27 protein-coding genes are annotated in these 26,740 nt (G+C 32.6%); 14 read left to right on the top strand and 13 right to left on the bottom strand.

The window, feature by feature from the left end; all coding sequences use genetic code 11:
• Nucleotides 1-145 precede the first annotated feature (145 nt).
• The 4 genes from lepB (P7F85_RS09230) to P7F85_RS09245 form a co-directional block, all read right to left on the bottom strand.
• Nucleotides 146-721 carry a signal peptidase I gene (gene lepB / locus P7F85_RS09230; RefSeq protein WP_002465522.1) on the bottom strand — a complete coding sequence of 192 codons (576 nt, stop codon included), beginning with the start codon at nt 719-721 and terminating at the stop codon, nt 146-148.
• Between the two features lie 18 nt (nt 722-739).
• Nucleotides 740-1,261, bottom strand: coding sequence for a signal peptidase I (gene lepB, locus P7F85_RS09235; protein ID WP_046464301.1), 522 nt, complete (start codon nt 1,259-1,261; stop codon nt 740-742).
• Between the two features lie 4 nt (nt 1,262-1,265).
• Nucleotides 1,266-1,841, bottom strand: coding sequence for a TVP38/TMEM64 family protein (locus tag P7F85_RS09240; RefSeq protein ID WP_031463929.1), 576 nt, complete (start codon nt 1,839-1,841; stop codon nt 1,266-1,268).
• A gap of 220 nt (nt 1,842-2,061) precedes the next feature.
• Nucleotides 2,062-3,393: a glucose-6-phosphate isomerase gene (locus tag P7F85_RS09245; RefSeq protein ID WP_002450798.1), complete on the bottom strand. Its 1,332-nt coding sequence runs from the start codon at nt 3,391-3,393 to the stop codon at nt 2,062-2,064.
• A 320-nt stretch (nt 3,394-3,713) separates the two neighbouring features.
• Between P7F85_RS09245 and P7F85_RS09250 the strand changes: the two genes are divergently transcribed.
• From P7F85_RS09250 to P7F85_RS09270, 5 genes are all read left to right on the top strand, one after another.
• Entirely contained in the window at nt 3,714-4,916 is a 1,203-nt protein-coding gene (locus P7F85_RS09250; protein ID WP_002465521.1) for an argininosuccinate synthase, read from the top strand.
• Entirely contained in the window at nt 4,909-6,288 is a 1,380-nt protein-coding gene (gene argH, locus P7F85_RS09255) for an argininosuccinate lyase (protein ID WP_031463928.1), read from the top strand. Before P7F85_RS09250 ends, argH begins: the two co-directional genes overlap by 8 nt.
• Nucleotides 6,289-6,451: 163 nt before the next feature.
• Nucleotides 6,452-7,390, top strand: a complete 939-nt coding sequence (locus P7F85_RS09260; RefSeq protein WP_019235844.1) for a glycerophosphodiester phosphodiesterase — start codon at nt 6,452-6,454, stop codon at nt 7,388-7,390.
• Between the two features lie 249 nt (nt 7,391-7,639).
• Nucleotides 7,640-8,563, top strand: a complete 924-nt coding sequence (locus P7F85_RS09265) for a glycerophosphodiester phosphodiesterase (RefSeq protein WP_171001919.1) — start codon at nt 7,640-7,642, stop codon at nt 8,561-8,563.
• 66 nt (nt 8,564-8,629) lie between these two features.
• The gene (locus P7F85_RS09270; protein ID WP_002467131.1) at nt 8,630-8,923 is read left to right on the top strand and encodes a TfoX/Sxy family protein; all 294 of its coding nucleotides are present in this window, start codon (nt 8,630-8,632) and stop codon (nt 8,921-8,923) included.
• An 86-nt stretch (nt 8,924-9,009) separates the two neighbouring features.
• Here the strand turns inward: P7F85_RS09270 and P7F85_RS09275 are convergent, their stop codons facing one another.
• The 5 genes from P7F85_RS09275 to P7F85_RS09295 all read right to left on the bottom strand — a co-directional run bounded on the left by P7F85_RS09275 (nt 9,010) and on the right by P7F85_RS09295 (nt 14,575).
• Nucleotides 9,010-10,254 (bottom strand): Glu/Leu/Phe/Val family dehydrogenase, encoded by a 1,245-nt coding sequence (locus P7F85_RS09275; RefSeq protein WP_002450804.1) that lies wholly within the window; start codon nt 10,252-10,254, stop codon nt 9,010-9,012.
• 108 nt (nt 10,255-10,362) lie between these two features.
• The gene (locus tag P7F85_RS09280; RefSeq protein ID WP_015365230.1) at nt 10,363-11,553 is read right to left on the bottom strand and encodes an ornithine--oxo-acid transaminase; all 1,191 of its coding nucleotides are present in this window, start codon (nt 11,551-11,553) and stop codon (nt 10,363-10,365) included.
• 378 nt (nt 11,554-11,931) lie between these two features.
• Nucleotides 11,932-13,059, bottom strand: a complete 1,128-nt coding sequence (locus P7F85_RS09285) for an NADH-dependent flavin oxidoreductase (protein ID WP_031463927.1) — start codon at nt 13,057-13,059, stop codon at nt 11,932-11,934.
• 243 nt (nt 13,060-13,302) lie between these two features.
• Nucleotides 13,303-13,683, bottom strand: coding sequence for a S1 domain-containing post-transcriptional regulator Ygs (ygs, locus tag P7F85_RS09290; RefSeq protein ID WP_015365232.1), 381 nt, complete (start codon nt 13,681-13,683; stop codon nt 13,303-13,305).
• Nucleotides 13,684-13,981: 298 nt separating this feature from the next.
• Entirely contained in the window at nt 13,982-14,575 is a 594-nt protein-coding gene (locus P7F85_RS09295) for a peptidylprolyl isomerase (protein WP_002467266.1), read from the bottom strand.
• 65 nt (nt 14,576-14,640) lie between these two features.
• Here P7F85_RS09295 and kapB point away from each other — a divergent pair, with 65 nt between their 5' ends.
• The 8 genes from kapB (at nt 14,641) to mnhG1 (ending at nt 20,921) form a co-directional block, all read left to right on the top strand.
• Nucleotides 14,641-15,021 carry a sporulation phosphorelay system protein KapB gene (kapB, locus tag P7F85_RS09300; protein ID WP_002467262.1) on the top strand — a complete coding sequence of 127 codons (381 nt, stop codon included), beginning with the start codon at nt 14,641-14,643 and terminating at the stop codon, nt 15,019-15,021.
• Nucleotides 15,022-15,149: 128 nt separating this feature from the next.
• A complete protein-coding gene (locus tag P7F85_RS09305) occupies nt 15,150-17,573 on the top strand; it encodes a Na+/H+ antiporter subunit A (RefSeq protein WP_002467257.1) in 2,424 nt (807 codons plus the stop codon).
• Nucleotides 17,554-17,982: a Na+/H+ antiporter Mnh1 subunit B gene (gene mnhB1, locus P7F85_RS09310; RefSeq protein WP_002467267.1), complete on the top strand. Its 429-nt coding sequence runs from the start codon at nt 17,554-17,556 to the stop codon at nt 17,980-17,982. The genes P7F85_RS09305 and mnhB1 overlap by 20 nt, the downstream gene beginning before the upstream one ends.
• Nucleotides 17,982-18,329, top strand: coding sequence for a Na+/H+ antiporter Mnh1 subunit C (gene mnhC1, locus P7F85_RS09315; RefSeq protein WP_002450812.1), 348 nt, complete (start codon nt 17,982-17,984; stop codon nt 18,327-18,329). The genes mnhB1 and mnhC1 overlap by 1 nt, the downstream gene beginning before the upstream one ends.
• Entirely contained in the window at nt 18,316-19,815 is a 1,500-nt protein-coding gene (gene mnhD1 / locus P7F85_RS09320; protein WP_002467256.1) for a Na+/H+ antiporter Mnh1 subunit D, read from the top strand. Before mnhC1 ends, mnhD1 begins: the two co-directional genes overlap by 14 nt.
• Entirely contained in the window at nt 19,815-20,294 is a 480-nt protein-coding gene (mnhE1, locus tag P7F85_RS09325; RefSeq protein ID WP_002467260.1) for a Na+/H+ antiporter Mnh1 subunit E, read from the top strand. The genes mnhD1 and mnhE1 overlap by 1 nt, the downstream gene beginning before the upstream one ends.
• Nucleotides 20,294-20,587 carry a Na+/H+ antiporter Mnh1 subunit F gene (gene mnhF1, locus P7F85_RS09330; protein WP_046464299.1) on the top strand — a complete coding sequence of 98 codons (294 nt, stop codon included), beginning with the start codon at nt 20,294-20,296 and terminating at the stop codon, nt 20,585-20,587. Before mnhE1 ends, mnhF1 begins: the two co-directional genes overlap by 1 nt.
• Nucleotides 20,565-20,921, top strand: coding sequence for a Na+/H+ antiporter Mnh1 subunit G (gene mnhG1 / locus P7F85_RS09335; protein WP_002467261.1), 357 nt, complete (start codon nt 20,565-20,567; stop codon nt 20,919-20,921). Before mnhF1 ends, mnhG1 begins: the two co-directional genes overlap by 23 nt.
• A gap of 61 nt (nt 20,922-20,982) precedes the next feature.
• Here the strand turns inward: mnhG1 and bioB are convergent, their stop codons facing one another.
• A complete protein-coding gene (gene bioB, locus P7F85_RS09340) occupies nt 20,983-21,960 on the bottom strand; it encodes a biotin synthase BioB (RefSeq protein WP_015365234.1) in 978 nt (325 codons plus the stop codon).
• A gap of 216 nt (nt 21,961-22,176) precedes the next feature.
• On the opposite strand from bioB, the gene P7F85_RS09345 reads away from it, so the two are divergent.
• On the top strand, nt 22,177-23,337 hold the full coding sequence (locus P7F85_RS09345) for an NAD(P)-binding domain-containing protein (protein ID WP_015365235.1): 1,161 nt from the start codon (nt 22,177-22,179) through the stop codon (nt 23,335-23,337).
• Between the two features lie 44 nt (nt 23,338-23,381).
• On the opposite strand, the gene P7F85_RS09350 is transcribed toward P7F85_RS09345, so the two are convergent.
• From P7F85_RS09350 to P7F85_RS09360, 3 genes are all read right to left on the bottom strand, one after another.
• Nucleotides 23,382-23,756, bottom strand: a complete 375-nt coding sequence (locus P7F85_RS09350; protein WP_002467045.1) for a PaaI family thioesterase — start codon at nt 23,754-23,756, stop codon at nt 23,382-23,384.
• Nucleotides 23,757-23,777: 21 nt separating this feature from the next.
• Nucleotides 23,778-25,094, bottom strand: a complete 1,317-nt coding sequence (locus P7F85_RS09355) for a Na+/H+ antiporter family protein (RefSeq protein ID WP_002467043.1) — start codon at nt 25,092-25,094, stop codon at nt 23,778-23,780.
• 155 nt (nt 25,095-25,249) lie between these two features.
• Entirely contained in the window at nt 25,250-26,731 is a 1,482-nt protein-coding gene (locus tag P7F85_RS09360) for a leucyl aminopeptidase family protein (protein WP_046464298.1), read from the bottom strand.
• Nucleotides 26,732-26,740 lie beyond the last annotated feature (9 nt).

Here is a 26,740-nt window from a genome sequence, read left to right on the forward strand (position 1 = left end):
GAGATTTCGTCGTAACCCCAACTTGCATTGCTTGTAGAATTTCTTTTTGAAATTCTCTATGTTTGGGGCCCCACTCCCCTGGCAAAGTAGCGTAAAATGAAAAAAGCGGTAGACATCATTACAACATCTACCACTTTAAATCGTATTAATTTTTAGTATTATCTGGATTAAAGTTAAATTTAAATTCATTTAATGGCCAGAATCTAAATGATACTTTACCAACAATTTGATCCTTATCGATTAAGCCGAATGAACGACTGTCTTTACTTACTTCACGATTGTCACCTAATACTAAGTACTTACCTTTAGGTATCACGTTAGATTTAGGATTTGCATTAGCTAAGTCTTTCACTTGGAAAGTACCAGTAATATATTCAATTTGCTTACGTTTCTCATTATAATTTAAATAAGGTTCATCTTGTTTCTTACCGTTAATGTATAATTGGTCTTTTTTATATTGTACTTTATCACCAGGTACACCAATCACACGTTTTACGTAATCATCTTTCTTGTTAGCATGGAAAACGATGACGTTACCTTTTTTCACATCACCTATTTTATAGCCCATAATATTAACAACTACGCGTTCACCATCTTTTAATGTTGGATCCATTGAATCACCTTTAATTGTATACGGTTGACCAACAAATTTTCCTATTAAAAATACTAATGCTAAAGCCACCGCTATGGCAATAACCCACTCCATAATTTCTTTTTTCAAATTAGACACCTCTTATATTCATTTAAAATCTGTCGTAAATGCTTCAAACGGATAATATTTAATACTTATATCTCCAATAATATTCTGTTTATCAATTAAACCATAGCGTCTTGAGTCTGATTGATTATGATCATTATCATTTAACACAAAATAATGTTTAGGTGAAATGATATCGCCATCAGAATATTTCATATCTCTTAATGAAAAGTTGTTTAATTGTCTATTTTCCGCAAATTTATCTTTAATTTCTCTATCGTCACGATAAATTTTATTATTCCTTATTTCAATAGATTGACCTGGTTTACCTATAATCCTACCAAAATGAGTATGCCCATCATTTTTATACATGATAATATCACCAGTATCTAATAAATTAAATGTAACTTTAATTTTATTAACAATTAATCTATCACCTTTAATTATTGTAGGTGACATATTGTCTTCGGAAACGATGGCTCCTCTAATAACGAATGTTTGAATGAACAGTACAATAATAATCGCAAATATTAAGGAAATCAAATATTTAATAACAGTTTTCACTTTTTCACTCCTTAGTAGAGCCCATAAAATGCTTTTCTACCCTTTTACTAATAAACCAAAGTATGATGAAAAAAAGTATAGTCACAATTGCTCTTATCGGATTAGTGAAAATAGTCGTTACTTCTCGTCCCATTATCCCTAATACAGTGATAGAAATCAATTTAGATAAAGTTAATACAATAAAATAATACTTTGTTTTAATATGTGAAAGGCTTGCCACTACATTAATCAATGTATTTGGTGTAAATGGAAAGCATAATAATATAAATAATGGTATTAAACCTTGTCTATCAATAAAACTAATTAATCGTTGTACAGATCGTTTAGTTTTAAATTGCTTCATCTTTTTTGTGTTGACTAATCGTTTAAAAATTAAAAACATAGTAAAAGTACCGGAAACGATACCTAGCCAACATATGATAATACCTACTATAGAACCATATGTATGCATAATTAATATGACATATAACGTTAGCGGTAATATTGGAATAATTGCACGAAAATAAATGAGCACAAAGCCTGGAATATATCCAAATTGCCGAAATAAATCAAACCATTCTTCTAACTGTTCAAACGACAAAATCCCAAATCCTTTCTTCGGTAAACATTACTATATTTATTATAGTTGTAATTATAGCTTTTTGAAACAACTATCTTTTTAAATTCAATAAATACATCTTTAGGCGTAGATGATTCTCTATATCAATATAAATACCGATGAAACACATTATGTTCCATCGGTATTATTTCAATTATATTTAAATCATTTAAAATGATTATTTTTCTTTGTAATTGATGACTTATAATCTTGCTTCAAGATCTTTTTTCATATCTTCAAATCCTGGTTTACCAAGTAAAGCAAACATATTTTGTTTATACGCTTCTACACCAGGTTGATTGAATGGATTTACACCTAATTGATAACCACTCATAGCACATGCAAGTTCGAAGAAGTACACGACATAGCCAAATGTTTCTTCATCTAATTGTGGAATGTTAACAACGATATTAGGTACGCCACCATCAGTATGTGCTAATAATGTACCTTCAAACGCTTTTGTATTAACTTCATCAATTGTTTTACCAGCAAGATAATTTAATCCATCTAAATCGTCACTATCTTCTTCAATAGTAAGATCATGTTTTGGATGATTCACTTTAACAACTGTTTCAAATAAGAAACGACGACCTTCTTGAACGTATTGTCCTAATGAATGTAAATCAGTAGTGTAGTTAGCACTTGAAGGATAAATACCTTTAAAGTCTTTACCTTCTGATTCACCAAATAATTGTTTCCACCATTCATTGAAATATTGCATTGACGGTTCATAGTTGATAAGCATTTCAGTTGTATAACCTTTGCTATATAGAAGGTTACGGATTGTTGCATATTGATAAGCAATATTTTCTTCTAATTTGTCAGAAGATAATTCTTTACGTGCTTTTGCTGCACCAATCATCATCGCTTCAATATTAATACCTGCAGCTGCGATTGGTAATAAACCTACAGCAGTTAACACTGAATAACGGCCACCTACATCATCAGGGACTACAAATGTTTCATAACCTTCATTTGTAGCTAATTGTTTTAATGCACCTTTTTGTTTATCTGTTGTAGCAAAGATACGTTTTTTAGCTTCTTCTTTGCCATATTTATTCTCAACTAATTGTTTGAACAAACGGAATGCAACTGCTGGTTCTGTAGTTGTACCAGATTTAGAAATGACGTTTACAGAGAAATCTTTGTCAGCTAAATAATCTACTAATTCTTTTGTATAGCTTGATGATAAATGATTACCTACAAAAACAATTTCAGGATAGTCATTATTTGTTCTAAATGAAGATGTTAGCATTTCAATAGCAGCACGTGCACCAAGGTATGAGCCACCAATACCAATAACAACTAACACGTCAGAATTTGCTTTAATACGTTTAGAAGCTTCTACAATTCTTGAAAACTCTTCTTTATCATAATCAACTGGAAGGTCTACCCAACCCAAGAAATCATTTCCTGCACCAGTTCCTTCATGTATCGTTTTGTGTAATGTCTTCACGATATCTTTTTGTTGTTCTAATTCATGTTCTCCAAAAAATTCTAAAGTCTTACCATAATCTAATTGAATATGAGTCATCTAAAAAGCCTCCTATGTTTTACTACTTTAATTCTACTAAGTTTGTATATGCTATTCAATTCACAAGTCTCTATTTTATATTCAAAAAGTGAATTTTCAGTGTCATCTTCTTAAATCATTTAAACAACCTTCCTTCTTTATACAATTTTCTAAAAATTATTAATTAATTAAAATGCCTGCATACCAACTATTACATGTATTTCTATTCTAAAAAGTTTTACCTAAAATGTATATTTATGTAGTTTTATGGTTTATTTTTCATCAAGAATTTGCTATGATGAATTTATATTAAAATTCTGAAAATAATTTGAGGTGTAAATATGAAAGAGAAAATCGTTTTAGCCTATTCCGGAGGATTAGATACAAGCGTTGCAGTACAATGGTTAATTGACAAAGGATACGACGTAGTCGCTTGTTGCTTAGATGTAGGAGAAGGTAAAGATTTAGACCTTGTTCATGACAAAGCATTAAAAATGGGTGCTGTAGAATGTCACATCATTGATGCAACAAAAGAATTTAGTGATGATTATGTTAGCTATGCTATTAAAGGGAATTTAATGTATGAAAATGCATATCCATTAGTATCTGCATTATCTCGTCCCCTAATCTCTAAAAAGTTAGTTGAAATTGCTGAAAAAACAAATTCAGTAGGTATTGCTCACGGATGTACAGGTAAAGGTAATGACCAAGTACGTTTCGAAGTTGCTATTAAAGCACTTAATCCTAACTTAAAAGCATTTGCACCAGTAAGAGAATGGGCATGGAGTCGTGAAGAAGAAATTGATTATGCTATCAAACATAATATTCCAGTTTCTATTAACTATGATTCACCTTATTCCATCGATCAAAATTTATGGGGTAGAGCTAACGAATGCGGTATTTTAGAAGATCCATATGCTGCTCCCCCTGAAGATGCCTTCGATTTAACTAATGCACTAGAAGATACACCTGATGAAGCTGATGAAATTATCCTTTCATTTAAAAATGGTGTACCTGTTCAAGTCGATGGTAAAGATTATAATTTAGATGACTTAATCCTTTATTTAAATCAATTAGCTGGTAAACATGGTATTGGTAGAATTGACCATGTTGAAAACAGATTAGTAGGTATTAAATCAAGAGAAATCTATGAAACACCAGGTGCGGAAGTTATCTTAAAAGCACATAAAGCATTAGAAACAATTACCCTAACTAAAGACGTGGCACACTTCAAACCAGTCATTGAAAAGCAATTTTCTGAACAAGTGTACAATGGTCTATGGTTCTCTCCATTGACTGATAGTCTTAAACAATTTATTGACAGTACACAACAATATGTTGAAGGTGACGTGAGAGTTAAATTATTCAAAGGCAATGCGATTGTAAATGGAAGAAAATCACCATATACACTATATGATGAAAAACTTGCGACTTACACTAAAGAAGATGCCTTTAATCAAGAAGCTGCAGTAGGATTTATCGATATTTATGGTTTACCAACACAAGTCAATGCTATGTTACATGGAGGCTATAGTAATGAGTAATAAAGCTTGGGGAGGCAGATTTGAAGCACAACCAGAAGAATGGGTTGATGAATTTAATGCTTCAATTGATTTCGACCAAAATCTAATCGATCAAGATGTACAAGGCAGTATAGCACATGCTACAATGCTCGCTAATCAAAATATTATCAGTCAAGATGAAGCCCATACAATTATCGAAGGGCTAAAAGCAATTCAAAAAGACGTACATCAAAATAAAATAGCATTCAAAGCGTCATTAGAAGATATTCATTTAAATATTGAACATGAACTGATTCAACGTGTTGGCGAAGCTGGAGGTAAACTTCACACAGGAAGAAGTAGAAATGACCAAGTAGCTACAGATATGCATTTATATACTAAAGAAGAAGTAAATGGCATTATTGAATTAATTAAATCATTACAACAAACAATACTGTCAATTGCTAACCAACATGTCGATACGATTATGCCTGGTTATACACACTTGCAACGTGCACAACCTATTTCATTTGCACATCACATTATGACTTACTTTTGGATGTTAGAACGTGATAAATCACGTTTCCAAGATAGTATGAAAAGAATCGATATCTCCCCTCTTGGTGCAGCAGCATTAAGTGGGACAACACATCCTATTGATCGTCATGAAACACAAAAATCACTCAATTTTAGTGCAGTTTATGAAAATAGTTTGGACGCAGTAAGTGACCGTGACTATATTGTTGAAACTTTGCATAATATCTCATTAACTATGGTTCATTTATCAAGATTTTCTGAAGAAATTATCTTTTGGTCTACAGATGAAGCTAAATTCATTACTTTATCTGATGCCTTTTCTACAGGCTCTTCCATCATGCCTCAAAAGAAAAATCCAGATATGGCTGAATTGATTAGAGGTAAAGTTGGACGTACCACAGGACATTTAATGAGTATGTTAGTAACACTCAAAGGGTTGCCATTAGCTTATAATAAGGATATGCAAGAAGATAAAGAAGGCTTATTTGATGCGATTCATACCATTAAAGGTTCATTAAAAATATTTGAAGGTATGCTAGATACTATGACGGTAAATACCAATCGTTTAAATGAAACAGTTACTAAAGATTTTTCAAATGCTACTGAATTAGCGGATTATCTAGTAAGTAAGAACGTTCCATTTAGAACAGCACATGAAATTGTTGGAAAAATCGTCTTAGATTGTATTAATAAGGGTGTTTATTTACTCGATGTACCTTTAGAAGATTATCAATCACATCATGAAAGTATCGAAGCTGATATTTATGACTTTTTAAAACCTGAAAATTGTTTAAAACGTCGTAAGAGTTATGGTTCAACAGGTCAAGATGCAGTTAAACACCAACTATCAGTTGCACAACAATTAATGAATTCATAATATATTTTACAAGGAGAGACAAACTGTCTCTCCTTGTTTTAGTCTCCAATCCTCACATCTTCCAACATAAACATCAAGACAACTGTTTTAAATTATAATTATATTGCCTATCAACTTATAGTATAATAATCAAGTATTCAAAAATTATTAGAAAGGGCAATCTATGTTTAAACATCCTAAAATTACTTTATTATCATTATTTTTGATATTTATGTCTTTCATTAGTCTGTTTATTTATACTCACTTCCAAAACAGCCGTGTTAAATCCGAACAGTTCAATAACAAAACTAGTCAACATTCAAATTGGCATACCAATCCCACACATGAGAAATTTGTAACAATTGCGCATAGAGGCGCGAGTGGTTATGCGCCTGAACATACATTTAATGCCTATGATAAAAGTCATTATGATATAGGCGCCTCATACATTGAAATTGATCTGCAAAGAACGAAAGATGGTCAACTCATAGCGATGCATGATGATTCTGTTGACCGAACAACTAACGGACATGGCAAAGTCAAAGATTTAACACTTGCACAAATTAAAGGTCTTAACGCCGGTGCACGGTTTAATCAATTACATCCTAAAATGGCTAAACCAGAGTATCAAAATGCCAAAGTACCAACCTTAGATGAAATTCTATCAAGATATGGTAAACAAGCTAATTATTATATCGAAACGAAATCACCTAATGTTTACCCAGGAATGGAGGAACAACTTTTACAAACACTTCAAAAGCACGGTTTATTAAATAAGAGCTCATTAAACAATGGTCATATTATGATTCAATCCTTTTCTGAAGATAGTCTGTTAAAAGTGCATCACCAAAATAAGCATATTCCATTAGTTAGATTATTAAAAAAACACCAATTAGAACAATTGACAGATAAAGATTTAAAATATATCCGAAGTTACGCAACATGTATTAGTCCAGAATATACTGATCTAAATGAATCTAACACTGTTTATTTAAAAGATTTAGGTTTTATTATACATCCTTTCACTGTTAATAAAATCTCCGACATGAAACGATTAAATCGTTATGGTATTGACGGAGTCTTCACCAACTATGCAGATAAATATAAACATATATCGCATTAAGCTAATTTCAAACTTCATAGCAAAACTATTAATATTTTTAAAACTTCAACTATGTAAAAAGTTTGTTAATTATTAATATATTTTGAATTGAATATTAAGTCTTTGAGAGTTATTTAATTATTCAGTAAATTCTATTTCTCATATTTAAAAATATTGCCATGATAGTAGTAACACTCAAATTGAAAGGATGTTATTACTTTGAAATTAAATAAATGGGTATCTGTCGGAGTTGCAACAATCACTTTATCTATGCTAAGTGTCAGTACACCAGCACTTGCAAGCGGAGATGGTCAATCTACTCAAACTTCAGATTCATCTCAAAATCAAACTCAAGCTCAAACACCTAATCATACTAATCAAAGTCATTCACAATGGCAGAAAAATTTAACTGGTGAAGCTCACACGACTATTGCTCATAGAGGAGCGAGTGGTTATGCGCCTGAACATACATTTAATGCCTATGATAAAAGTCATAATGAATTAGGTGCATCATACATAGAAATTGATTTACAAAGAACGAAAGATGGTCACCTCGTTGCTATGCACGATGAAACCGTTAATCGTACTACTAATGGTCATGGACGAGTAGAAGATTATACCTTAGCAGAATTAAAGAAACTCGATGCCGGTAGTTGGTTTAATAAGCAACATCCAGACCTAGCTCAATCTGAATATAACAATGCAAAGGTCCCTACTTTGGATGAGATCTTAAGTCGTTACGGTAAAAATGCTAATTATTATATCGAAACAAAATCTCCTGATGTTTATCCAGGTATGGAAAATCAATTAATTCAAAGTTTAAACAAACACGGTATGTTGACAAATCAATCACTCAAAAATGGTCATGTCATTGTTCAATCCTTTTCTGAACCTAGTTTACAAAAAATGAAACAATTAAATCCTAATATTCCTTTAATCCGTTTATTAGATAAAGGCGAGTTGCCATTCCAAAGTGAATCAGACTTAAAACGTATTAAGTCTTATGCAGTTGGTGTAGGTCCTGAATATACAGATTTAAATGAAAAAAATACTAAGCATTTAAAAGATTTAGGATTCCTTATACATCCATTTACTGTTAATGAAGAAGCAGATATGCAACGTTTAAATAACTATGGTGTTGATGGTGTATTCACTAACTACGCAGATAAGTACAAAAATTTAAACCAAAAATAGCAATAATTATAAATCATTGTGTATACTAACGATAGATTTATATTTAATTTAAGGATTGTGAAAAAAATGGCAACATCCGAAGATACACTCAATCGTTTTATGAAATACATTGACGATGACCATATTACGACTCGTAAAATGATGGGAGAATATATCATTTACTTTGATAAAACTGTGGTTGGTGGCTTATACGACAATCGTCTATTGATTAAATCTACACCTTCCTCATCAGAAATATTGAAAGATTGTAAAGTGATTTCTCCTTATCCCAATGCCAAGCAAATGATTCACTATCCAAATATTGAAGATAGTGAAACTATATTAAAAGTCGTAAAGCAAGTAAAAAATGATTTAAATTAAACGACAAAAAACATTCACTCAATAATTATTGAGTGAATGTTTTTCTTATATATATAAATGGGTTTAACCAATATTTATAAAGGTTATTATGCCCATCCACGATATCTAGCTGCTTCTGCTGTACGTTTAATACCAACAATATATGCTGCTAAACGCATATCGATTTTTCTGTTTTGTGATAATTCATAAATAGTATCAAAAGCAGTAATTAATTTTTCGCGTAGTTTTTCATTAACTTCTTCTTCAGTCCAGTAATAACCTTGATTGTTTTGAACCCATTCGAAGTATGATACTGTTACGCCTCCTGCACTAGCTAAAACATCGGGTACTAATAAGATGCCACGTTCAGTTAAAATACGTGTTGCTTCTGGTGTAGTTGGTCCGTTTGCAGCTTCTACCACAATACTTGCTTTGATATCATTAGCATTTTCTTCAGTAATTTGGTTTGAAATCGCCGCTGGAACTAAGATATCACAGTCTAATTCAAATAATTCTTTATTTGAGATTGTCTCTTCGAATAAGTTTGTTACAGTACCAAAGCTATCTCTTCTATCTAATAAATAGTCAATATCTAAACCATTAGGGTCATGTAAAGCACCGTAAGCATCTGAAATACCAACTACTTTAGCACCTAAATCATATAAGAATTTAGCTAAGAAACTACCTGCGTTACCAAATCCTTGGATAACAACTTTAGCATCTTTAAGATCCATGCCTTTACGTTTAGCTGCTTGTTCAATTGCAATAACAACACCTAGTGCAGTTGAACGGTCACGTCCTTGTGATCCACCAAGTACAATTGGTTTACCAGTGATAAATCCTGGAGAATTGAATTTATCTAATGCACTGTATTCATCCATCATCCAAGCCATGATTTGTGAGTTAGTAAATACGTCTGGTGCTGGAATATCTTTGTTAGGTCCTACGAATTGTGAAATCGCTCTAACATATCCACGAGATAAACGTTCTACTTCATGGATACTCATTTGACGAGGGTCACAAACGATACCACCTTTACCACCACCGTATGGTAAATTGACAATGCCGCATTTTAATGTCATCCACATTGATAATGCTTTAACTTCTTCTTCGTCAACATCTGGGTGGAAACGCACGCCCCCTTTTGTTGGACCTACTGCATCATTATGCTGTGCACGATAGCCAGTGAATGTTTGAACTGTACCATCATCCATACGCACTGGAATACGTACTTGTAAAAATCTTAGTGGTTCTTTGATTAGGTCGTACATACCATCATCAAAGCCCAATTTATGCAAAGCTTCTTTAATAATTCCTTGAGTAGAAGTCACTAAATTATTATTCTCAGTCATGATCCTTTTCGCCTCTTTTTAACTAATGATTTCGCTTTCATTTATTATTGTAACACAACTTTATCCTTTTTAAAGGGGTTGCAAAATGATTGTTACAACTTTTTGAACTTATTTAAATACTTGTTTAATTTTTTCAATTGCAAGGTCTAATTCTTCTTTAGTAATGACTAGTGGTGGTGCGAATCGAATTACTGTATCATGTGTTTCTTTACATAATAAACCTAATTCTTTTAATGATTCACAGTATGGTCTTGCATTTTCAGTCAATTCAATTCCGATGAATAAGCCACGACCACGTACTTCTTTAATAGAAGGATGTTCAATTTTTTGTAATTCAGATTTGAAGTATTCACCTAATTCTAATGAACGACCAGGTAAGTCTTCATCTACAATAACATCTAGAGCAGCTAATGATACTGCACAAGCTAATGGATTACCGCCAAATGTAGAACCATGTGAACCCGGTGTAAATACATCTAAAACTTCTTTATCAGCTAAGACAACTGAAATTGGCAGTACGCCACCGCCAAGTGCTTTACCTAAAATGTATACATCTGGTTTAACATTATCCCAATCAGTCGCGAATAACTTACCTGAACGGCCTAACCCTGCTTGTATTTCATCAGCTATAAATAAAATATTATGTTCATCACATAATTCTCTAATTGCTTTCAAATAACCTTCTGGTGGCACATTAATACCAGCCTCACCTTGAATGGGTTCCACTAAGATAGCTGCAGTATTATCAGTAATGGCTGCTTTTAATTTTTCTACATCACCAAAATCAATTTTACGGAAACCATCTAATAATGGACCGTATCCTCTTTGATATTCGGCTTCAGATGATAATGACACTGGCGCCATTGTACGACCATGGAAGTTACCATTGAAAGCAATGATTTCTGCTTTATTCGGTTCGATACCTTTCACATCATAAGCCCAACGACGTGCTGCTTTTAATGCTGTTTCAACAGCTTCTGCACCAGTATTCATTGGTAATGCTTTATCTTTTCCAGATAATTCACAAATCTTCTTGTACCATTCACCTAAATTATCGCTATGGAAAGCACGTGATACTAAAGTTACTTTTTCTGCTTGTTCTTTAAGTGCTTGAATAATTTTAGGATGTCTATGGCCTTGGTTTACTGCTGAATATGCAGATAACATATCCATGTATTTATTACCTTCCGGATCAGTCACCCATACACCTTTTGCTTCTGCAATGACAATTGGAAGCGGTACATAGTTATGTGCTCCATAGTGATTTGTTAATTCAATAATTTGTTCTGACTTAGTCATAATATCTCCCCTTTGTTTAATAAATACTAAAGCTAGTTACCAATATCATAACTGATTTCTAGTGGCTCTCAAACAAATTACATTAATATATTTCTAAATTTTCTAATTTTATTAAAATTGCAATTTTTCTATCTCTTATTACAACACCTATTACTTAAAATTCTATGTTTTGAAAGCCCTTACAAATATAATGACACATGCCCACTATGTTGTACAAGTAAAAGTTTAAAAATTCGTCATAATATATCTTTTGGTACTTCAAAAACCTTATAATGACAGCCATTATTAATTTTAAAATTCATCAAAAATTCTATAAAAGCCTATGTAAAAAGCTAGAAAATAATCATCGGTAACTGATATTTTCTAGCTTTAATTATATTATTGATCTTTTCTAGGTAAAGGATAAAAACCATTATTTAATTGTTGCCATAATTTAGGCGGTAAATCATGATTATCTTCACGTTCTGGATCAAAATAACTTATAATTTCAGATTCTCTACCTTCTTTTATCTTACCGACAAAATCATAATCTAGTAGTATCTCGCGCCCTAAAGCCACTAATTCTACGCCAACATCTTCAACTGCATTTAATGCATCATCTGCAGTAAATACTGAGCCTATACCGATTAATGGCATACGCCCGTTAATCCATTTATGAATCAGTTCTAATCTATTTTGTCCTTCATACTGTCCTTCACGTGTTTTAGAATAAATATCCATAATTGATACATGAATATAATCTATATCTTTTTTAGTAATTGCATTAACCAATTCTTCAGTTATATCCATCGTAATACCTGGAGATTCCGCTTCTTCTGGAGATAAACGATATCCAACAATGAAATCATCAGATGCAAATTCTTTTTTCGCTTTAAGTACTTCATCAATGACTGCCATTGGGAATTTCAAATTCTCAGCCCATACATCGTTTCTTCTATTATAATATGGTGAAACAAATTGATGGATTAAATAATGGTTAGCACCATGAATTTCAACACCATCAAACCCTGCTTCTATAACGCGTCGTGTTGCCTCACCGAAATCTTTAATCGTTTGTTCAATTTCTTCTGACGTCATTTCTCTTGCATCATGTTCTTGTTTTTGACCGAAACTTTTTAATGAAATGGGACTTGGAGCAGCTACATCACCATTGGGAGTCAATTCAGGTAATGCTTGAGCCCCACCATGATGAATTTGAACTAGTGCTTTGGCACCATTTTTCTTCATTGATTGTGCAAGTTTTTTAAGTCCTTCCATGTCTGAATCATGCGCTACAGATGGCTGTCCAGGAAATGCCTTACCAAGATCGCTCACATTACTTGCTGCATTAATCGCTAATCCAACATCTTTCGCACGTTTTTCTATATATGTTAATTCGACATCTGAAATTGTGCCATCATCATTAGATGAAATGTGTGTTAAAGGTGCTAAAACAAACCTATTTTTTAATTCAACGCCGTTTGGCAATGTCACACTGTCAAATAATGAATTATATTTGTTATTCATAACTCTACCTCCAGATTAATAATAATGGAGACTATAACACGAAAAAATCTTATGCTCTATTAATTTGCTTATACATGTTTTTAAATGAATGATGATTAAACTTATTAATATGTTTTCTATAAGATGTATATTTGTTAAATTTTATCAAAATAAAAACGATAATATCCATCACAAAATAGATACTATCGTTTTAAATCATCCCTATATTCTTTGTATAAATATAACGAATATAATTACGTCACTTTATTCTTGACGTATAGTACGTTTAGACCGTTTGATCCAGACCGGCAAGCGTTCTTCAAGTGTTTGAAACCCATACTTTTCTGTTTCTTTTATTTCATCTAGCACCGACTGTTTTTCTTTCTTACGTTCATAATTTTTAAAGTAATCATTATCTTTTAAAGACAAGTTGAGTTTACCTTCTTCATCAATCGATAAAATCTTAGCTTTTACCACTTGTCCTTCAGATAGAAATTTCTTCAAGTTATGGACATAATCATCCATGATTTCAGAAATATGGATAAGTCCTTCAGTATGGTCAGGGGCCTCAACAAATGCGCCATACGGTTGAATACCAGTCACACGTACCTTAATATGTTGACCTTCTTTGTAGTGATTATTCAACTTGATAACCCCTTATTTCGTTTTTCTTAACACTATTATCATAGCATAAAACAAATTAATGGACTAACTATAACGTTGAATTTTTTGAATTATTTTGAAATAGACTCTCTGAAACAATTTTCATCCTTATGATGATTATAATAAATTTTTGATAAACTGTTGCACACTTCTATGATGTCAAACATACAAAAACTTCACAATTAAAGTGTGATTTTACTTTAACGTGAAGTTTCTAATCTAGTTTTAATTGAAATTATCATAATTACATTTGACGAATCGTGAAATGCTAACAGTCACCTTATTCGGTAACATCAATAGATTCGATTACTACATCATGTACAGGTTTATCTTGAGGTCCAACTTTCGTATTTGCAATGTCTTCTAATGTTGTTTCACCTTCAACAATTTGACCAAATACAGTATGTTTTTGATCTAACCAAGGCGTACCTCCGTTTTCGCCATATGCTTTGACGATTGGTTCTGGCCAACCACCATCAGCTAATTGACTTAGCATATTTTGTGGTACTTCTTTCATTTGAACAATAAAAAATTGTGAACCGTTTGTATTTGGACCAGCATTAGCCATAGATAGTGCACCGTATAAATTAAATGCTTCTAATGAAAATTCATCTTCGAATGCACCACCATAAATACTTTCACCACCCATACCAGTTGCAGTTGGATCGCCACCTTGCACCATAAAGTCATTGATGACGCGGTGGAAAGTTACACCATCATAGTAACCATTTTTAGCATGTGTAACAAAGTTTTCAACTGTTTTAGGTGCAATGTTAGGGAATAACTTAAATGTCATGTCACCTTTATTTGTATGCATTACAACTTTAATTTCATCTTCTTGTATCTCTTTATTTAACTGCGGATAGTTCGTCATTAAAATTCTCCATTCATGTTATGATATACGTATATATTAACACATTTGAAAGGAAGTAATATAGCATGTTATATCGATTTTCTCATAAGACTGGAAGCTACGGTGTATCAATTAAAGAAGATAACGGTGACGACGTTTTAGTTCAAGTAGAACAAGTGATCAAACACCCTAAACAAGGAGATTTACACAATCCTAATGAATCGACAGGTGTATTTTTCCATGAACGCAAAGCATTAAGCCATTATGAAAAACGATACGCTAAGCGTTCACAATTACGTGATTTTAATGTCGAAAAAATGTCATATGAAGATTCTCTTCAACAAGCCATCACAAATTTAGAGGCGCAATTAAAAGAAAAAAATGACGCACATGCAACTCGTTCATTACAAAATTTAGACCAGCTTAAAGATGATTATTCTATTCAATATAAACAAAAATTTCATTAAAAAATGACGTGTTTCTTCTTATTTAACAGTAATAGAAATTCACTGATTTCAAGCGTTCAGACGTTTTTCAGAATGATATGATTCATGTATAATGAATATCATAAACATTTTTAAAGGAGGACAATTTAATGAGTTTGTTACATATTGCGGTACTATTACCGTTAATATTTGCACTCATTATTCCAATCCTATATCGCTTCTTCAAAAGAATTCACATAGGTTGGTTTGTATTACCTGTCCCCGTCGTCTTATTTATATATTTCTTATCTTTTATTACGACTACTATGTCAGGTAATACCGTAATGAAAACTTTTAAGTGGATGCCACATATCGGTATGAATTTTAACCTTTATGTTGATGGTTTAGGGTTGTTATTCAGTTTACTGATTACTGGTGTCGGCAGTTTAGTTGTCTTATACTCCATTGGTTATTTAAACCAATCAGAACAATTAGGGAATTTTTACTGTTATTTATTACTTTTCATGGGTGCAATGTTAGGCGTTGTTCTTTCAGATAATCTTATTATCTTATATTTATTCTGGGAGTTAACTTCGTTTTCAAGTTTTTTACTTATCTCATTTTGGAGAGAGAAACAGGCTTCCCTTTATGGGGCTCAAAAGTCGTTAATCATCACAGTTTTTGGAGGACTTAGCCTTTTAGGAGGTATCATTTTACTTTCTGTTGCATCAGATTCATTTAGTTTACATTATATTATTCAACATGTAGCAGAAATACAAAACAGTCCGTTCTTTATCCTAGCTATGATATTCATTTTAATTGGTGCTTTTACTAAATCAGCTCAAGTACCTTTTTACATATGGTTACCGGATGCAATGGAAGCACCAACGCCTGTTAGTGCTTATTTACATTCAGCAACAATGGTTAAAGCTGGTTTATATTTAATAGCAAGAATGACACCCATTTTTGCCGTATCACAAGGTTGGATTTGGACAGTGACATTAGTTGGGCTAATCACTTTATTTTGGGCCTCTTTAAACGCTACAAAACAACAAGATTTAAAAGGCATACTAGCCTTTTCAACTGTGTCACAACTTGGAATGATTATGTCTATGTTAGGTATGGGCGCAGTTAGCTATCATTTTGAAGGTCAAGATAGTCAACTTTATGTTGCCGCCTTTACTGCAGCTGCGTTTCACTTAATTAATCATGCCACGTTTAAAGGTGCGTTATTCATGATTACTGGTGCTGTTGACCATAGTACCGGAACACGTGATATTAAGAAATTAGGTGGTTTATTAACTATTATGCCTATATCGTTCACAATCACCGTTATTACTTCATTAAGTATGGCAGGCGTACCACCTTTTAATGGCTTTCTATCTAAAGAGAAATTCTTAGAAGCAGTCATTGAGTTAACACACGCACATGTGATGAGTCTTAATACATTAGGCGTCATCTTCCCAATACTTGCAATTGTCGGAAGTATTTTTACATTTGTCTATTCAATTAAATTTATAATGCATATATTCTTTGGAGAATATAAACCTAATCAATTACCACAACAAGCTCATGAAGCTTCTATATTAATGCTTATTTCACCATCAATATTAGCTATATTAGTTATTATTTTGGGTTTATTCCCAGGAATATTGACACAATCTATTATTGAACCAGCGACAACATCAATGAGTCAAACGACTCAAGTAAATGCCGAGTTCCATTTATTCCACGGTATAACACCTGCATTTATGACTACAATTGGTATCTATATCGTCGGTATTATACTCATCATAACGTTTGCTTATTGGATTAAATTATTACAGTCACAACCTAATCAACTGACACTTAATTATTGGTACGATCGTACTGGTAAAATAATGCCAACGTATTCTAAAAATATGACAAATAGCTATGTAACTGAATCTTCTCGAAATAATCTTGTGATTATCTTTGGTTTATTAATTTTATTAACTACAGTTATTTTATTAAGCGTGCCATTCACAATTAATTTTAAAGATGTCAGTCACATTAGAATATTTGAAGTAGGTATTATTGTATTGCTTGTCATTGCCTCGTTCTTAATTATCTTTGCTAAATCTCGTTTATTTAGCATTATTATGTTAAGTGCTGTCGGTTATTCTGTTTCAGTGTTGTTTATATTCTTTAAGGCACCTGACCTAGCGTTAACACAATTTGTCGTAGAATCAATTTCTACCGCGTTATTTTTACTATGTTTCTATTTCTTGCCTAACCTTAACCGTTACAACGAAACACGATCATTTAAAGTTACAAATGCTTTAATTTCTGCTGGAGTTGGTCTTGTTGTTACAATCTTAGGGCTAATTGCGTATGGTAATAGACATTTCGAATCAATCACTCACTATTATCAAAATCATGTTTACGATCTTGCTTCAGGTAAAAACATGGTTAATGTTATTTTAGTGGATTTCCGTGGCATGGATACTTTATTCGAATCATCAGTATTAGGTATCGCAGGTTTAGGTATTTATACAATGATTAAATTACGTATGAAACATCAACATCGTTCAGAAACAAGTGAGGTGAAACGTCATGAACAGACAGAAAAATGATTTGATGTTCCAATATACAGCAGTCATCATTTTCTTCATGGTTATGATGTTCGGTTTTTCACTATTTCTAGCAGGTCACTATACACCAGGTGGCGGTTTCGTTGGAGGTTTATTATTCTCAAGCGCCTTGGTTGTGATTGCTATTGCTTTTGATATCAAGACAATGAGACGTATTTTTCCAATAGATTTTAAAATATTAATTGGTATCGGATTATTATTTTGCGTTGGTACTCCAATGGCAAGTTGGTTTATGTCCAACAACTTTTTTACACATGTCACATTTGACATACCTATTCCAATGCTAGCGCCCATGCATATGACTACCGCTGTATTCTTTGATTTCGGTGTCTTATGTGCCGTAGTTGGAACTGTAATGACTATTATTTTATCGATTGGAGAGAACGAATAGTGGAAATTATAATGATATTTGTTAGTGGTATCCTCACAGCAATCAGCGTCTATCTCGTTTTGTCTAAGAGTTTGATACGAATCATTATGGGGACGACACTACTAACACACGCAGCAAATTTATTTCTAATAACTATGGGCGGATTAAAACATGGCAAAGCACCTATTTATGAAAAAGGTACGCAAAGCTATGTTGATCCAATCCCACAAGCACTGATATTAACAGCCATCGTTATCGCTTTTGCTACTACTGCTTTCTTTTTAGTTTTAGCATTTAGAACTTATAAAGAACTTGGTACAGATAACGTTGAAAGTATGAAAGGAGTTCCAGAAGATGTCAGAGAGTAATATGTTAGCTCTAACTTTAGTTGTACCAATTCTGACGGCAATATTACTCGTCTTCATTGGAAAAAGACCGCATATCAAACGTTATGTCGCATTAGCAGGTACAATGATTACATTAATTATTGCAATACTTAATTTAAAAAATGTCTTACAAGACGGACCTATTAAATTAGAATTAGGTTCATGGAAAGCACCATATAGTATCGTTTTTGTATTAGATATTTTTAGTGCCCTATTGATTATTACGAGTATTATCATTACCGCACTCATTATTTTATATTCATATCAATCTATTGGTGTTGAAAGAGAAACGTTTTATTATTATTTTTCTATTATGTTTATGCTTATTGGTATCATCGGTGCATTTACAACAGGTGATATTTTTAACTTATTCGTATTCTTTGAAGTATTCTTAATGTCATCCTACTGTTTATTAGTTATTGGTACGACAAAGATTCAATTACAAGAAACGATTAAGTATATTCTAGTCAATGTTGTATCATCATCATTCTTTGTTATGGGTGTAGCAATACTATACTCTGTAGTAGGCACATTAAATTTAGCGCATATTAGTCAACGTTTAAATGATTTATCAACACATGAAAGTGGCTTAGTAAACATTGTATTTATATTATTTATATTTGTCTTTGCTACAAAAGCTGGTGTCTTCCCTATGTATGTTTGGTTACCAGGCGCATACTATGCTCCACCTTTCGCTATTATTGCATTCTTCGGTGCGTTATTAACGAAAGTCGGTGTTTATGCAATTGCTAGAACTTTAAGCTTATTCTTTAACAATACAGTAAGTTTTTCTCACTATGTCATTTTATTCCTAGCTATTATGACGATTATATTTGGTTGTGTAGGCGCAATAGCATACTACGATACGAAGAAAATCATTCTATACAATATTATGATTGCTGTTGGCGTTATTTTAGTTGGCGTAGCTATGATGAATGAAGCAGGTATGATAGGTGCTATTTATTACACTATTCATGATATGTTGGTAAAAGCATCACTATTCTTACTCATTGGAGTCATGTATAAAATCACTAAAACTACTGATTTACGTCAGTTTGGTGGTTTAATTAAACAATATCCAGTACTAGGTTGGACCTTTTTCATTGCTGCTTTAAGTCTTGCCGGAATTCCACCTTTAAGTGGTTTTTATGGAAAGCTATATATTGTACAAGCTACATTTGAAAAAGGCTTTTACATCACTGGTATCGTTGTCTTATTATCAAGTTTAGTTGTCTTATATTCAGTCATAAGAATTTTCTTAAAAGGATTTTTCGGAGAACCGAAAGGGTATGACATCACAACTAAAGCAAATACGTTTGGTATGACTACCGTATCTATTGTAGCTGTGATTATTACTGTGATATTCGGTTTATCAGCAGATGTGTTATACCCTATCATTAAAGAAGGCGCAACAACATTCTACGATCCAACTGTTTATATCAATAGCGTATTGGGGGGTAAATCATAATGGCAGTCCAAATTGTTATCAATTTATTAGTCTCAATCATTTGGTTACTAATTTCTGATAGTTATACACTTAACAATTTCGTATTAGGCTATCTATTTGGTCTCATTTTAGTTTACCTACTCCACCGTGTGATGCCTGGTAAGTTTTATCTAGTACGTATTTATAGAATGATTAAATTAGTTTTCATTTTCTTATTAGAATTGATTAAGGCAAATTTAGATGTGTTGAAAATTATTTTAAAACCACATATTTCAAATAAACCTGGATTTTTTGTCTATCACACAGATTTGAAAACGGATTGGCAAATAGTACTACTTTCTAATCTCATTACACTAACACCAGGTACTGTCGTACTTGGCATTAGCGATGACCGTACGAAAATTTATATCCATGCCATTGACTTTAGTACTACTGAAGAAGAAACAGAAGGTATCAAATCTTCATTAGAAAAAGTAGTTAGAGAGGTGGGCGAACAATAATGATTACCAAAACATTAATAATTATTGCATTAGTCATTGTCGTATTATCGATGCTAGCAATGTTAGTTAGAGTTATTTTAGGCCCCTCTCTAGCCGACAGAGTGGTTGCCTTAGATGCAATGGGACTACAGTTGATGGCAGTCATTGCTCTTTTTAGTATTTTAATGGATATCAAATATATGATTATGGTTATCCTACTAGTTGGTATTTTAGCCTTTTTAGGTACTGCTGTATTTTCAAAATTCATGGATAAAGGTAAGGTGATTGAACATGATCGAAACCATCATCATTAGTATTTCAATTATCTTAATTATGATTGGTGCACTCATTAGTGCAGTAGCAGCTATTGGATTATTGAGACTTGAAGATGTTTATTCACGTGCACATGCCGCAGGAAAAGCATCTACTTTAGGTGCAATGAGTTTGTTATTTGGGGCCTTTTTATACTTTATTGTCAAAGATGGTTATACAAATATGCAGTTGATTATAGGTATTATCTTTGTTCTTATCACTGGTCCACTTTCAAGTCATATGATTATGAAAGCAGCCTACAATATTAAAACACCGTACAGTAAAAATACTAAACTAGATGAAATCAAAGACGATTTAAAAGATAAAAAATTATAGAAACAAAAAGCCAACCGAGATGTTATGCATCAACCGGTTGGCTTTTTTATTAGTAATCAATTTATGAGTTATCGTTATTGACTATATCTATTTCAAATCCTAAATCTTCTAACATGTCGTAATCCAATTGATTGGGTTGTCCCCCAGTAATTAAATAGTCTCCAACAAAAATTGAATTAGCAGCTTGTAAGGCTAAGGGCTGTAGTGACCTTAAATTCACCTCTCGTCCACCTGCTATTCTTATTTCCTTAGACGGATTGATTAATCTAAACATCGCAATAATTCTTAAACACTTGATTGGATTTAACTCATCCATATCTCCAAATTTAGTACCTTTAATCGGGTGTAAAAAATTAATAGGTATACTATCAGCATCAATCTTTTTTAATGCTAAGGCCATATCAATGATATCTTCATTTGATTCTCCCATACCACATATTACACCTGAACAAGGTGATATATGATGTCGTTTCATAATCTCAACTGTATTAACACGATCTCTATACGTATGCGTTGTCACTACATTGTCGTGGTATCGTTCGCTCGTATTAAGGTTATGATTATAACGATCGACACCAGCATTTTTTAACCGTTCAGCTTGTTCTTCATTTGTTAATCCTAGACACGCACAAATTTTTAATTGAGGATGGATACTTTTAATTTCTTCTACTGTATCACAAATATGTGTAACTTCTTTATCACTTGGACCACGGCCACTCATCACAATGCAATATGTTCCAATTTGATGTTCTTGCGCTACATTGGCACCATCTTTTATCTGTTCTTTATCAACCAAACGATATCTTTGTTTTTGCTTTATTTCTCTAGATTGACCACAATAGCCACAGTCTTCAGGACAAATACCACTTTTAGCATTTAATATCATATTTAATTTAACACGTTTCCCATAGTAATGCTTTCTAATGTTATACGCTTCATGTAATAAATCAAATGTATCAAAATGTTCATCTTCAAATATATGTATCCACTCTTCTTTAGAAAGATGCTCATTGTTTAAAATTCGTTCTGATAATGTCATCAGAAATCCCCCTCCTACAAAAAGTAATCATTTAATATATCTAAAATCATCAACTTATTTTAGTATAATGTAAACTTTTCACAATTTAAAGTTTACATTTAGTTTAATGAGGCATACACCACTTTTATTTGAAAATTGTATTCATACTGAGAATATGCTACAATTTTATAAATCGAAATAATTACGTTTTATAACAATTAGGAAAGAGTTGATAGTATGCATTGGACAATTATTGGTGGTGGCATTCAAGGGACAACGATAGCTTTAAAATTAAGACAGGCTGGTTTAGACGCTAAAGATTTAACGATTATTGATCCTTATCGTACATTGTGCGAACAATTTAATAGTTATACACATCGTATTAGTATGCCTTTTTTAAGATCACCTTTTGTACACCATATACACCCAAAACCATTTCATTTAAAACAATATGCTAAATTAAATCAGTATACAGGTGCTACTTATGGACCTTATAAACGTCCTCAACGCGATATGTTCATGCATCATACCCATGAACTCATCCATCAATATCGCTTGAATGAAAGTCATATACGAGGTTCAGTAAAGCATATACATCGCAATCATCAACAACAATGGGAATTAGAATTAAATGATGGTCGAATAATGTCAACGCAGTATTTAATTATTGCTCATGGTTGTAATCATCGTGCCTACATTCCAGAAATGTTTCAACAGCAACCTGATATTCAACATATTTTTGATGAAGAAGAATCACAAATTAAAGAACAACAAACATCTCATGTTGTAGGTAGTGGTATATCTGCTGCGCATTTAGTACTAAAATTAATTAATAATGATGACAGTAAAACAATACATTTATGGCTTAATAAAGATATTGAAATTCATGACTTTGACGCTGATCCAGGATGGTTAGGTCCCAAGAATATGAACACATTCTTAAATATTGATTCTTCTGAAGAACGAATGCGTATTATACAAACAGAACGTCATAAAGGTTCGATGCCTCATGAATTATACCTACGATTAAAGAAAAAGATGAGCCAAGGTCGTTTAATCATTCATAAAAATGAGATTGAAGATATTAAAAATCATCATATCATTACGTCAAATGGCAATATGTATTATGATCATATCTTGTTGGCTACAGGTTTTGAAAATACTGTAATGTCACAACCTATGATTCAAGATTTAGTTTTACAATGCAACGCCCCGATTACGCAATGTGGTTTTCCAGACATAACACATGAACTAGAATGGTTACCTCATTTATTCGTAGCAGGAGGCTTAGCTGATTTAGAACTAGGGCCTTTTGGTAGAAACATTATGGGTGGTAGAGAGGCATCAGAAAGAATTTACCAAGCATTTATTCGTCTACAAAAACAACTCGCATCATAAAATAAATAAAAGCTACCGCTTCAAAACGAAACGGTAGCTTTTATTTATTTCAAGGCTTTAATAGCCATTGTTCCTCGCATTATACTGATTAACTGATTATTGTCATCTTTAATTTCAATATTCCATACTTGTGTTGATTTGCCTTGATGAATAATGGTGGCAATTGCAATGACTTTACCTTCTTTAACAGAATGAATATGATTGGCATTCATCTCTAAACCTAATGGAATATATTTAGAAGTATCAATTAAGTTTGCTGCACCTAACGAGCATGCAGTTTCACCTAAAGCTAAACTTGCGCCACCATGTAGATAACCAAATGGTTGTTTCACTTTATCTGTTACTGGCATTGAAATGACAACTTTACCTTCTTCTTCAATTTCAACATTCATTTCAAATGTTTCTAATAAATTGGTCAACCTAACACTCCTCTTTTTATACTATAATACCATGGCTGCAATCGTACCAAAAATAATTAATGGGATATTGTAGAATAAAAAGTTTGGGATACAAGTATCTCTAATATGATCGTGTTGACCATCCATATTTAATCCTGCCGTAGGTCCTAATGTAGAATCACTTGCAGGTGAACCTGAATCACCTAAGGCACTAGCTGTACCAATTAACGCTATTAATGCCATTGTATCTAAACCAATAGATGCACCAAATGGAATAAACAATGAGGCGATAATCGGTATAGTTGCAAATGAAGAACCTATGCCTAACGTCACAATCAATCCGATAATGTACATCACTACAATACTAATTAACTTGTGGTCTCCAGTGATACTAGTTAAACTTTTAACTAAACTATCAATATCTCCAGTAGCATTCATAACACCAGCAAAACCATTGGCCGTTAAAATAACCACTCCAATATAGGCCATGATTTTAATACCATCGACAAATTGCTCGTCTAATTCATACCAACTATATGCACGTGATACGAAGAAAACAAGTACACCTGCTAAGGCACCAAAAATCATTGAATCTGTTAATGTTTGTACTATAAATGTCGCTAAAATGGCAATGACAGTTACGACTAATATATATGGTTTTAGTTCAGTAACAGTTGCTCTATCATTAATATTTCTTTCTTCATACTTTCTAGGCTTACGATAGTATATTAGTCCTAAAATCAGACCTACAATATAGCCCATTGAAGGAATAAGCATTGCTTTCCAAATCATATTAAATTCGATAGGATGGTGCGCCTTTTGGAACCCACTTTGAATAATTTGGTGGAATATTTGACCAAATCCATATGGTAGTAATACATATGGCCAACATAAACCAAATCCAATAACTAAACCAATCAAACGTCTATCCATATTTAAATCATTGAATAGACTTAATAATGGCGGTATTACAATTGGAATAAATGCTATATGTACAGGTATCAAGTTCTGACTCATAATACTCATTGCTAAAAGCGCAATGATAATAATCACTTTCACTTTAATTCTTGAAAGTCGACTATTTTCAGAGTGAATGGCCTTAATAATTTTACCAACTAAGTAATCGGTAATACCACTATAGGAAATTAAAGCAGCAAATCCCCCTAATAATGCATAACTCAGTGCGACTTCAGCACCATCAACTATATTTTTACCAAATATATTAATGACTTTTTCAAGGCTCATGCCTGATAGCATACCACCAACTAAAGCACTGATAAATAAACTAATGACAACATTCAACCTACATAAACATAAAATAATCATTAAAATAACAGCAATCACTACTGCATTAATCATACGCAAAACCATCCTTTACTACTCTATCGAACTAAAGTATTTATGCATAATATCATAGCAACTCAATATTATAAAGTCAATACGAAATTGAAATCTGGTTTAAATAACCCTTTCAAAAAATAAAAAAGGAAGCGCTAAGGCGCTTCCTTTAATAACTATAGTGATTTTAACCATTCAACAATCGTTGGAATCATATATCCTGTTGGGCCTTTCGGACCTTTATGTGACATTTTATTTGTCGTTGCCGGACCTGCAATATCAAAGTGCAAATGAGGCACTGAACCACTAAAATGACTAATAAATGAAGCGGCAAATAAGGCTTTACCTTGTCCATTTGTATGGTTGACTAAGTCGGCGACATCACTATTTTTAATTAACTGTCTTTCTGTATTAGTGATAGGTAGTTCAAACACTTGTTCATCAACAGTTTTAGAAATGGTTAAAATTGTATTTAATTGTTCTCTGGCATTTGATTCGAACGCTGCTGCCTTATCTTCACCCAGAGCTACAATTGCTGCACCTGTTAATGTAGCAAAATCTAAAATAACTTGAGGCTGAAATTGAGTTGCATATGCAACAGCATCACCTAATACTAAACGACCTTCAGCATCTGTATTGAGTACTTCAACTGTTTCACCACTTAAAGCGGTATAAACGTCATCTGGCTTCATTGCCTTGTCATTAATCATATTTTCAGCAGAAGCTATGATACCTATAATATTAATGGGTAACGCTAATTGACGAGCAACCTCAATCATTGCAACAACATTTGCAGCGCCACACATATCAAATTTCATCGTTTGCATTCCTGTTTTACTTTTAATACTGTAACCACCTGAGTCATAGGTAATACCTTTTCCTACTAAAACAATTGGCTTCTCATTATTACGACCACCTTCATATCGCATCGTTATAACTCTAGGTTCGTGCATTGATCCTTTTCCTACTGCATGTATCAATCCAAATCCTTCTGATTGTATTGACTGACCATCTTTAATATCTACCTTCACAGATGAGTCTTTAAAACGTTGTAAGACAAGCTCAGCAAAATATTGTGGTGTTAATAGATTAGGAGGTATTTGACTAAATTCACGCGCTAAATTAATTGCTTCTCCTATCGTTCTACCTTCTTGTACGTTAGTTTCAATTTTCTCAAGGTCACGGTCAACATTTACGTATAAATCAGGTTGATAAGGTGCACGCTTATCAGATTTATAATTGTCAAACTGATAAATGGCTTGTTCACTTTGTAAACCTAGCGTTTTAGTCACTACATCCTCTTCTATATGTGGACTTAAAAATGAGGTTAGTAACAATTCTGCTTCTGTGATATGTTCTTGTTTTAAAAACTGAAACACATTTCCCCAAATGATTAAATAATCAGCATAAGTTAATTCTTTAACATTACCTAATCCAACAGTAACAAGACGTTTAGGTTGTTGTTGAATATAGATTATTGACGTCGCTAGTTTTCCAATTGCCCCCTGTATAATATGATTTTTCTTTAATACATTTAAGTCATCTATTAATGATTGTTCATGATACACAATATCTTTTAATTGATTCATATGTTCAGGAACACCAATAATTAATGTTTGCATGTCATCTTGATTAGTAGAATTAATATGTATATTCATAATACGATC

The organism is Staphylococcus sp. aM, assembly GCF_052975125.1.